Source organism: Mesorhizobium sp. M1365, from assembly GCF_040317865.1.
Lineage (GTDB): Bacteria > Pseudomonadota > Alphaproteobacteria > Rhizobiales > Rhizobiaceae > Mesorhizobium.
In genome coordinates this window covers 1-10,656 of record NZ_JAMYLG010000074.1, presented here as the reverse complement: position 1 = coordinate 10,656, position 10,656 = coordinate 1, and the positions used below count along the sequence as shown (strand labels likewise).

At 61.9% G+C, this 10,656-nt stretch carries 10 protein-coding genes and 1 pseudogene; all 11 read left to right on the top strand.

Annotation, left to right across the window (positions count from 1 at the left end; genetic code table 11):
* The first annotated feature begins 191 nt into the window (after positions 1-191).
* Positions 192-914: a UMP kinase gene (gene pyrH / locus NKH04_RS32160; protein ID WP_023674934.1), complete on the top strand. Its 723-nt coding sequence runs from the start codon at positions 192-194 to the stop codon at positions 912-914.
* Between the two features lie 92 nt (positions 915-1,006).
* Positions 1,007-1,561, top strand: a complete 555-nt coding sequence (frr, locus tag NKH04_RS32155) for a ribosome recycling factor (RefSeq protein WP_084640965.1) — start codon at positions 1,007-1,009, stop codon at positions 1,559-1,561.
* Positions 1,562-1,593: 32 nt separating this feature from the next.
* On the top strand, positions 1,594-2,316 hold the full coding sequence (locus NKH04_RS32150; protein WP_023674936.1) for an isoprenyl transferase: 723 nt from the start codon (positions 1,594-1,596) through the stop codon (positions 2,314-2,316).
* 3 nt (positions 2,317-2,319) lie between these two features.
* Positions 2,320-3,153 (top strand): phosphatidate cytidylyltransferase, encoded by an 834-nt coding sequence (locus NKH04_RS32145; protein ID WP_352474281.1) that lies wholly within the window; start codon positions 2,320-2,322, stop codon positions 3,151-3,153.
* Between the two features lie 104 nt (positions 3,154-3,257).
* Complete coding sequence (gene rseP / locus NKH04_RS32140; RefSeq protein ID WP_352448821.1) at positions 3,258-4,400, top strand: RIP metalloprotease RseP; 1,143 nt, start codon at positions 3,258-3,260, stop codon at positions 4,398-4,400.
* A 217-nt stretch (positions 4,401-4,617) separates the two neighbouring features.
* A complete protein-coding gene (bamA, locus tag NKH04_RS32135; RefSeq protein WP_352613732.1) occupies positions 4,618-6,972 on the top strand; it encodes an outer membrane protein assembly factor BamA in 2,355 nt (784 codons plus the stop codon).
* A 179-nt stretch (positions 6,973-7,151) separates the two neighbouring features.
* Positions 7,152-8,210, top strand: coding sequence for a UDP-3-O-(3-hydroxymyristoyl)glucosamine N-acyltransferase (gene lpxD, locus NKH04_RS32130; RefSeq protein WP_352613730.1), 1,059 nt, complete (start codon positions 7,152-7,154; stop codon positions 8,208-8,210).
* Positions 8,203-8,667, top strand: a complete 465-nt coding sequence (fabZ, locus tag NKH04_RS32125) for a 3-hydroxyacyl-ACP dehydratase FabZ (RefSeq protein WP_352502391.1) — start codon at positions 8,203-8,205, stop codon at positions 8,665-8,667. The genes lpxD and fabZ overlap by 8 nt, the downstream gene beginning before the upstream one ends.
* A 13-nt stretch (positions 8,668-8,680) precedes the next feature.
* Positions 8,681-9,514, top strand: coding sequence for an acyl-ACP--UDP-N-acetylglucosamine O-acyltransferase (gene lpxA, locus NKH04_RS32120; RefSeq protein WP_352474276.1), 834 nt, complete (start codon positions 8,681-8,683; stop codon positions 9,512-9,514).
* 6 nt (positions 9,515-9,520) lie between these two features.
* A complete protein-coding gene (locus tag NKH04_RS32115; protein WP_352613726.1) occupies positions 9,521-10,423 on the top strand; it encodes an LpxI family protein in 903 nt (300 codons plus the stop codon).
* Positions 10,413-10,656: pseudogene (locus NKH04_RS32110) on the top strand (lipid-A-disaccharide synthase); the annotation flags it as partial. The gene NKH04_RS32115 and the pseudogene NKH04_RS32110, both read left to right, overlap by 11 nt.

The following is a 10,656-nucleotide window of genomic DNA, read 5'->3' as shown; positions in this document are numbered from 1 at the left end:
TTTTTGTTTTATTATACTTTTTTTCGTGTTGGTGTGGTTTTTTGGGGGGGGTGTTGTTGCTTTATAGCCGGTCCATTAATCACTTCTCCGGCGGGGGGGGGCTGTGCCTGGGGGGGCCCCCTTCGTGTATCGGAACGCCCAGTGTTTCGGGGCGCACCGAAACGCGTCACACGCACGATGACGAGGACCAGATGACGGTGAAGCCCCTCTACCGACGTGTCTTGCTGAAAGCGTCGGGCGAAGCGTTGATGGGCGAGCAGCATTTCGGCATCGACGTATCGGTCGTCGACCGCATCGCCGCCGACATCGCCGAGGCCCGCGCATTGGGCATCGAAGTCGGTGTGGTCATAGGCGGCGGCAACATCTTCCGTGGCGTCGCGGTTGCGTCAAAAGGCGGAGACCGCGTCACCGGCGACCATATGGGCATGCTTGCCACGGTTATCAATTCGCTGGCGTTGCGCACCTCGCTCAACAAGATCGGCGTCGACGCCGTGGTGCTGTCGGCGATCGCCATGCCCGAGCTTTGCGAAAGTTTTTCGCAGCGTCAGGCGACCGCCTACATGAACCAGGGCAAGGTCGTCATCTTCGCCGGCGGCACCGGCAATCCGTTCTTCACCACCGATTCGGCTGCAGCCCTTCGCGCCGCCGAGATCGGCGCCGATGCTCTGTTCAAGGGTACCCAGGTCGATGGTGTCTATTCGGCTGATCCCAAGAAGGACCCGCATGCGACACGTTTCGAGCGGATCAGCCATGATGAAGTCATCAAACGCGGGCTTTCGATCATGGATACGGCGGCGATTGCACTTGCGCGCGAAAACAACATTCCGATAATCGTCTATTCGATCCACGAGAAGGGTGGCTTCGGCGATATCCTGAGGGGCGGCGGCCGTTGCACGGTTGTCGCAGACGATTGACCGGACCATGAACCCGAAAGGGACCGGTTGCGGATGAGGCTCGAACAGGGGCCTAAGCAGTGAACCCGGGTTAACGGGTCGAGGAGACGATGATGAGTGGCGAGTACGACGATCTCAAACGGCGCATGGACGGGGCGATCGCCGCGTTCAAGCATGATCTGGCTTCGCTGCGCACCGGCCGCGCGTCGAGCAACCTGCTCGATGCCGTCCAGGTGCAGGCCTATGGCACCACCATGCCGATCAACCAGGTGGCAACAGTGTCGGTGCCGGAACCGCGCATGATTTCGGTTTCGGTCTGGGACAAGTCGATGGTCAGCGCAGTGGACCGCGCCATCCGTGAAGCCAATCTCGGCTTCAATCCTATCGTCGACGGTACCAATCTCAGGATTCCGCTGCCCGAGCTCAACGAACAGCGCCGCAAGGAGCTGGTCAAGATCTCGCACGGTTATGCCGAGAATGCCCGCGTCGCCGCACGCCACGTTCGCCGGGACGGCATGGACTTTCTGAAAAAGGCGGAAAAGGACGGCGACATCAGTGAGGACGACCATCGCAAACGGGCCGACCAGGTTCAGAAACTGACCGACGAGACAATCAGCACCATCGACCACCTGCTTTCCGACAAGGAAGCGGAAATCATGCAGGTCTAGGGTCTGGCCACGCCTGGCCCGGAAGCGAGAATATGGCAACGCCCGCGCATGTCGCGATCATCATGGACGGAAACGGACGCTGGGCCAAGGCGCGCGGCTTGCCGCGGCTGGCCGGTCACCGCGCCGGCGTCGAGGCGCTGCGCAAGACAGTGCGCGCCGCCCCCGGCCTCGGCATCTCCTTCCTGACCGTCTACGCTTTTTCGTCGGAAAACTGGTCACGGCCGAAATCCGAAGTCAGCGACCTCATGGGCCTGCTGAAGCTTTTCATCCGACGTGACCTCGCCGAGCTGCACCAGAGTGGGGTGCGGATCAGGGTCATCGGTGACAGGGCAGGCCTGCAGCCCGACATAAGGGGGCTGCTCGAGGAAGCCGAAACGCTCACTCTCAGCAACGAGGCGCTGACACTGGTCATTGCCTTCAATTACGGCGGGCGCGACGAGATCGTGCGCACCGCGCGCAAGCTCGCAGCGGCGGTGGCGCGCGGTGAGATCGAGAGCGAGGCGATCACGGCCGATTCCTTTGCCAGCTCGCTCGATACAGAGGGCATTCCAGACCCGGAACTGGTCATCCGCACCAGCGGCGAGCTTCGGCTGTCCAACTTCCTGTTATGGCAGGCCGCCTATAGCGAACTCGTTTTCCTGCCTTGCTACTGGCCCGACTTCAGTCGCGAGCACCTGTCCGATGCACTGCGCGATTTCGCCGGCCGCGAGCGCCGCTTCGGCGGACTTGCCGCCCAAGATGTCGCCTCAGGCTGAGGAATGAGCAACCTCCAACTCCGGGTCATTTCGGCCGTCGTGCTTGCCATCGTCACGCTTGCCCTGACCTGGCTCGGCGGACTGTCCTTCCGGTTGCTTTGCGCTGCCATGGCGGCGGTCATCTTCTACGAGTGGACGCGGATGAGCCGCCCCGTTGCCCCGGCAGGTGCTGGTGCTACGGCAGGTCTCGGCTTTCTGCCCGAGGCGCTGATCGTGGTCTTTATTGGTGCCCTCGTCGCCGGCCTGCCTGCGTCTTTGCTGCTGCCGCTCGTCGCGGCTCTGGTTGCTGTCACTGCCGTCGCTTCTTCCATGCGCAGGGCAGGACCGTGGGAAGCATCCGGCCTTGCCTATGCGGCCGTGTCCGGCTTGTCGCTGGCCTTCTTGCGTGACGGCGACCATTCAGGGCTGCTGGCCATTCTGTTCCTATTCGCCGTGGTTTGGGCGACCGATATCTTTGCCTATTTCGTCGGCCGCTCCATCGGTGGTCCAAGGCTGGCGCCGTCGATCTCGCCGGGCAAGACGCGGAGCGGGGCGCTCGGTGGGGTGGTCGGCGGCGTAGTGGCCGGGCTGCTTCTGGCCGCCGTAGCCGGAACGGGCAACCTCGTCGTGCTTGGCGTGGTCGCACTGGTGCTTTCGATTGTCGCGCAGGCCGGCGACCTGTTCGAATCATGGGTCAAGCGACGCCACGGCCGTAAAGATTCCGGCACGCTGATACCCGGCCATGGCGGCATCATGGATCGGGTAGATGGGCTTGTCGCGGCGGCTTTCGCCCTATACGTCATCGGCTGGATTTCCGCGACCGCCGACCATCCGGCACAGGGTCTGTTTCCGGTTTGAACGGCATCGTCGGTGGGCCGGCGCGGGGCTGCGTCATGGATTCGCCTGGATTGATGTCACAGTCGCGGCGTGATCTGTGCCGTGGATGAATTTGAGGGCATGAATTGAACGAGATTTTTCACGCGGTTTTCAGCACAGAGGGCTTTGTCCTCGGCACGCTGGTGCCTTTCCTGTTCGTGCTGACCGTGGTCGTTTTTGTCCACGAAATGGGCCATTACCTCGTCGGGCGCTGGTGCGGTATCGGCGCAAAAGCCTTTTCGATCGGTTTCGGCCCAGAGATCATCGGCTTCAACGATAGCCGCGGCACGCGCTGGAAGCTTTGCGCCATACCGCTCGGGGGCTACGTCAAGTTCGTCGGCGACATGAACGCGACGTCGAGCCAGCCCAGCTCCGAGGAGATCGAGGCGCTGAGCGACGAGGAACGCAAGGTCGCCTTCCACACGCAGCCGATCTGGAAGCGCGCGGCGACCGTCGTGGCGGGGCCGCTGTTCAACTTCCTGCTGACGATCGCCGTCTTTGCCGTGCTGTTTTCCGTCCATGGCCGGCCCGTGCTGGAGCCGATGGTGGCTGAGGTCACTGTCGGCAGTCCGGCCGCCGCGGCCGGCATCATGCCCGGCGACCGATTCGTCAGCGTCGACGGCAGCAAGGTCGAGACCTTCGCCGACGTCCAGCGTCTGGTCTCTGGCCGCGCCGGCGACAGCATCACCTTCGTCATGCTACGCGGCGGCAAGGAAATCACCGTCACGGCGACGCCGCGCTTGATGGAACAACAAGACGCACTGGGCAACAAGGTCCAGGTGGCCGTGATCGGCGTCGTCAACAACAAGGAACTCGGCCAGCCGCGGCTGATCACCTATAGTCCGGCCGGGGCGGTCGGGGCAGCGGTCCAGGAAACCGGACACGTCATCCAGCGTACCGGCCAGTTCCTGCAACGTTTCGTTGTCGGTCGCGAGGACAAGTGCCAGCTGGGCGGCCCCATCAAGATCGCCAAGATGTCGGGTCAGGCGGCAAAGCTCGGCTTTGAATGGCTCGTGCAGCTTGTTGCATTCCTGTCAGTCGGGATAGGGATTCTCAACCTTTTGCCGATTCCCCCCCTCGACGGAGGGCATCTTCTGTTCTACGGCGTGGAGGCTGTCATCCGGCGGCCGGTGTCCGAACGCATGATGGAAATGGCTTACCGAAGCGGCCTCATATTGGTGCTCGGGTTCATGGGCTTTGTTTTCTGGAACGATCTGTTTGGGTGCTGAAATCATGAAGGAATTTGGCTTCGGCACGAGCAATGTTGAGACGCCGTTTACCATGCGTGGGGATATGCGTGACGCGAAAGCCACGCCGCAGGGTTAAGTAAATACAAATTAACCAGAAGCCTTGCGTGTAGGGAAAATCCGGTTAATACGGTAGGGGAAATTACCGCACGTCCGGTTTTCTCGCCGTGGGGACTTCGAGAAAAGGTACAAAAGCCCGATGAAGGCAGCATCCAAGTTTTTGAGCGCCGCGTCCGCGGTGGCTATGTCCGCCGCTCTGGTTGTACCAGGCGCGCTCGCAGTGCAGTTCGTTGCCACATCGGCCGCCGAGGCGGCTGTCGTCTCCAGAGTCGAAGTCACCGGCAATCAGCGTGTCGACGCGGACACCATCCGCAATTACGTGACGATCAAGCCCGGCAAGGCGTTTTCCAGTTCGGATATCGACGATGCGGTCAAGGCGCTGTTTGGCACCGGGCTGTTTTCGGATGTGCAGATCAACCAGGTCGGATCGACGCTGGTCATCAAGGTGTCCGAATACCAGGTCGTCAACCAGGTGCTGTTCCAGGGCAACAAGAAGCTCAAGGACAACGCGCTTGAGGCCGCGGTGCAATTGAAGCCGCGCGGCACCTTCTCGCAACAGCAACTCGATGCCGATGTCGAGGCGGTCAAGGCCGCATACCGGCGTATCGGCCGCGACGATGCCGCCGTGACCACCCAGATCATGGATCTCGGCGACAACCGGGTAAACGTGGTCTTCAACATCAACGAAGGCGGCCGCACCCAGATTGCCGCGATCAATTTCGTCGGCAACAGCGCCTATTCGAGCCGCCGTCTGTCGGACATCATCTCCACCAAGCGCTCGTCCTTCCTGTCGTTCGTGCTGCGCGACGATGTTTATGACGAGGACAAGCTGCGCGCCGACCAGGAGCTGCTGCGCCGCTTCTATTATAATCACGGCTATGCCGACTTCCAGGTCGTCTCGGCTGTCGGCGAACTCGACGACACAACCAACAAATACACCGTCACCATCACGGTGCAGGAGGGCGAGCGTTATACGTTCGGGGATGTCAGCGTCGAAAGCACGATCCCCGAGGTCGACGCCAAGTCGCTTGAATCGGTGGTCGAGACCCACAAGGGCGATGTCTACAACGCCAAGAACGTCGAGGACACGATCATCGCCTTGACCGAAAAGGTCGCTGGATCCGGCTATGCCTTCGCCCAGGTGACGCCGCGCGGCGACCGCAACTTCGAGAACCACACGATCTCGGTCGTCTATACGGTCGACCAGGGCACCAAGGCCTATATCGAGCGCATCGAGATTCGCGGCAACGATCGGACGCGCGACTACGTCATTCGCCGCGAGTTCGATGTCAGCGAAGGCGACGCTTTCAATCAGGTCCTCATCCAGCGCGCGAAGAGGCGGCTGGAAGCGCTCGATTATTTTGAAAAAGTCGAAATTTCCACCGTTCCGGGTTCTGAGCCGGATCAGGTTGTGCTGGTGGTGGATGTGGTCGAGAAATCGACCGGTGAGTTCACCGTCGGCGCCGGTTATTCGAGCGGCGGTGAAACGTCAGGTCCGTCCGTCGAAGGTTCCGTCAGTGAGCGCAACTTCCTCGGTCGCGGCCAATTCATCAAGGTGGCAGCGGGCGGTGGCAAGAACTCGCGCGACTACAGCTTCTCTTTCACCGAACCCTATTTCCTCGGACGCCGCATCGCGGCCGGCTTCGACATCTACAAGCAGAGCCGAAACTACGACCATTACGACAGCGACACGACAGGCGCGACCGTTCGCTTCGGCCTGCCGATCACAGACAATATCTCGACGCAACTCGCTTATAATATTGCGCAAGAGAAGTACGAGTTCGATGAGGGCTGCGACCCAGCGGCCGGTTGCGACGTGTCCCAAGCGATCCAAAACGGCGTTAACGAGAGCCCATGGCTCAAGTCTTCGGTCAGTCTCGGCCTGATCTACAATACGATCGACGACATGAAGAACCCGCATGACGGTATTTATGCCAATGTTGGCACGGAAGTGGCCGGCCTCGGCGGCGACGCCAAGTTCATCAAGGTCACGGCGCGCGGCAGCATTTATCAGACGCTGTCCGAACAATTGGACCTGGTGGGCCTCATTTCGGGCGGCGCCGGCCATGTCCAAGGCTATGGCAACGGCGATCTGCGCGTCTTCGACCATTTCCAGAGCAGCGACCGTATGATCCGCGGTTTTGAATACGGCGGCATCGGCCCGGTTGCTTCGGACAACAGCAATGACCATCTCGGCGGCACCACCTACTTCAATGCCTCGGCGGAAGCGCAGTTCCCGCTGCCGGTCATCCCCGAAAGCTTCGGTTTGCGTGGTGCTGTGTTCGCCGATGCGGCAACGCTCTACGGCAGCAAAATCGCAAGTGGCCTTGTCAATTCTTCGACAACCGGCATGGAATGGCGCGCTTCCGTCGGTGTCGGTTTGATGTGGGCATCGCCTTTCGGCCCGATCCGCATCGACTATGCGATCCCGGTCAAGAAGGAAAAGACCGACGACGTGCAGGAATTCAACTTCGGCATATCGACCCGCTTCTGATGCGCGGGCAATGATGCTTCCGGCTCGTTTGGATCCGGATGGCAGTGATCCGACACTACAGCGCAGCGCGTCCTATCGGACGCGCAAAGGACGTTGTAGCACTTTGATTTGCGCATGATCCTTTCCGAGGGTCGATTTCCGATTTTCGGGTCATGCGCTAGCTGGATATTGCTTCTGGAATGACCGATCCGGTGTTCTTCGCGCCCTCACGCCGGTATACGGCCGGCGAAGTCGCGAATCTGACCGGCTCGACGCTTGTTGATTCCGGTCTCTACGATGTATCGATCGAGGCTCTGGCGCCCGCCAACGAAGGCGGCGAGAACGCCCTTGTCTTCGTCGATGGCAGGCGCAATTTCGCCCTGATGCAGTCACTGCGGGCGGCGGCGGTTCTCTGCCCTGCCGAATTTGCCGGCAAGGCGCCGGCGGGCATCGCGGTGCTGGTGCATCCGCGCCCACAGCAGGCCTTCGCAATGGTCGGGCGTCTGCTTTTTCCGGCGGCTGCAACACCTGGACCGATGACCGGCGAAACCGGTATCTCGCCGCACGCCCATATCGATGCGACCGCCCATGTCGAGGCCGGCGCGATCATCGAAGCGGGTGCGATCATCGGACCGCGCGCTGCCATCGGCAGCGGGACCGTCATTGCCCCGCATGCGGTCATCGGTCCGTCCTCGCAGATTGGCCGCGACGGCTATGTCGGTCCAGGTGCCAGCGTGCAATATGCGTTGATTGGCAATCGCGTCATCATCCATGGCGGTGCCAGGATCGGCCAGGATGGCTTCGGTTTCGTGGCCGGCGCCAAGGGTCCGGAGCGGGTTCCGCAGATCGGCCGCGTCATCATCCAGGACGACGTCGAGATCGGGTCGAATACGACCGTCGATCGCGGCGCCATGTCCGACACGATCATCGGCCAGGGCACCAAGATCGACAATCTGGTGCAGATCGCGCACAACGTTCGCATCGGCCGCAATTGCATAATAGCCGGGCTTTCGGGTATTTCCGGTTCCGTGACGGTAGGCGACAACGTCACCATGGGTGGCGGTGTCGGCCTTGCGGATCATTTGACCATCGGGTCCGGGGCCAAGCTTGCGGCAAGAAGCGGGTTTATGAGCAATGTGCCTGCCGGTGAGATTTGGGGAGGATATCCGGCGCAGCCGATGGCGGAAGCCATGCGCGAGATAGCGGCCTTGCGCAGACTTGCACGGACGCGCAAACAGGGTGAGGGGGGAAATGGCTGACATCGCAGCGGCGACGCTCGAAGCGGTTGACATAATGCGGCTGATGAAGCTCCTGCCGCACCGCTATCCGTTCTTGATGATCGACCGTATTGTCGACATAGATGGCGACGAATCCGCCGTCGGCATCAAGAACGTCACCATAAACGAGCCGCATTTCCAAGGTCATTTCCCCGACCAGCCGGTCATGCCCGGCGTGCTGATCATCGAGGCGATGGCGCAGACGGCCGGCGCCATCTGCATCCGCAGCCTTGGTACGGAAAAGCCGTCGCTGGTTTATTTCCTGACCATCGACAATGCCAAGTTCCGGAAGCCGGTCGTTCCAGGCGACCAGCTGAAAATTCATGTGAAGAAAATCAAGAAACGCGGCAATCTTCTCAAATTCGCTTGCGAGGCCCTCGTCGATGGCGCCAAGGCGGCGGAAGCCGAGATCTCGGCGATGATGGTCGCAAGCGGCTGACAAACGAATGCTAATGAAAATCCAGACAGTCATCCATCCATCCTCGGTCATCGAGGCAGGCGCCCAAATCGGCGAAGGCGCCCGCATCGGGCCCTTCTGTCACGTCGGCCCCGACGCCGTGATCGGCGACCGCGTCGAACTGGTCAGCCATGTCTCGGTGATTGGCGCGACCACCATCGGTGCATCGACCAAGGTCTATCCGATGGCGATACTGGGCGGGCCGCCGCAGAACACCAAGCACAAGGGCGGCCGTACCACGCTGGTGATCGGCGAGAACTGCACGATCCGCGAAGGTGTCACCATGCATGTCGGCACCGATTCCAGCCGCGGCGAGACGACGATCGGCGACAACGGCAATTTCCTTGCCTATGCCCATATTGCCCATGACTGCGTGGTCGGCAAGAACGCCACCTTCGCCAATCAAGCGACGTTAGGCGGGCATTGCGAAGTCGGTGACAATGTCTACATCGGCGGCCTTACCGCGGTTCATCAGTTTGTCCGCATCGGCGATAACGCCTTTCTCGGCGGTTGCTCGGCGATCGTCGGCGACGTCATTCCTTACGCCATCGCCGTTGGCAACCGTGCCAGCCTTCGCGGCCTCAACATCATTGGCCTGAAGCGCGCCGGCCTGCCGCGTTCGGAGATCCACTTGCTGCGCAAAGCCTACAAGACGATCTTCGATCGCTCCCGGACCGTCGGCGAAAACATCGAATTTGCCAAGGCGGAATTCGCCTCGTCGCCGACTGCCATGAAGATCGTCGACTTCATCGCCGGTCGCGGCAAGCGGCACTACGCCGTGCCGTCCCTCAAGGGTAGCGACGGCGACGATACCGATGATGAAGACTGAGGGCAGATGACGAAGATTGAGGCTGCCGGAAAAGGCCTTGATCTCGCGCCAGATGCCAAGGTCGGCATCATCGCCGGCGGCGGCAGTCTCCCGGTCGAAATTGCCCGAGCGCTCGCCCGGCAAGGCAAATTGCCCTTCGTCGTGATGGCGGCCGGCGAGGTCGATCGCATAGGCGATTTCGAGCCCTATGAGCAGGCAACCTTGAGGCTGGAAGACGTCGGCTCGCTGCTGCCGATCCTTAAGCGGCACCACGTCACGCATCTCGTAACCGCGGGTCATATCACGCGCCGCCCCAGGCTGAGCGCCATGCGCCTCAATTTGGGCCTGCTCGCGTGGCTACCCAGCCTCTTCGTCGGTGTAACCCGGGGGGACGATACGGTGCTGAAACTGTTCGTGCGCAGGATCGAGCGCAGCGGCATCAAGGTCGTCGGCGCTCACGAGATCGTGCCGGAGCTGGTCGCCGCCGAAGGCCTGCTGACCAAGGCGGCGCCACGCAAATCCGACTGGCGCGACATCGAGGCGGCGCACGCGGCGGCAAAAGCCATCGGCGCGCTGGATATCGGCCAAGCGGCTGTTGCGGTCGGCGGCCGCGCCATTGCGTTGGAAGGCGTCGAAGGCACCGACGGGCTGCTCGAGCGGACAAGGGAGTTGCGCGGGCACGGCAGGCTGGCCGGCGGGAGCCGCGGTGTTCTGGTCAAATGCGCCAAGCCCGGTCAGGAACTGCGTGCCGATCTGCCCTCCATCGGCCCGCTGACAGTCGAGGCGGCGCATGCCGCCGGACTGGCCGGCATTGCCGTCGAAGCCGGTCGCTCGCTAGTGCTCGAAGGTCCCGCCACCATCGGACGTGCCAATGCGCTCGGCCTGTTCGTGATCGGCCTGCCTGCTGCGGAGCCGGCGCATGGCGAATGAGCGGCCGTTGAAGATAGCCATCATCGCCGGCGAGGAGTCCGGCGACCTGCTTGGCGCCGACCTTGTGCAGGCGCTCAAGCGCATGACCGGGCGCGAAGTTCGGCTTGTCGGCATCGGCGGCCGCCATTTGCAGGCGCTCGGCCTGGCGCCATTGTTCGACGGCAGCGAGATCGCACTGATGGGGCTTAGCGCCATCCTGCGCGACCTGCCGCGCCTGATACGGCGGATCGGCC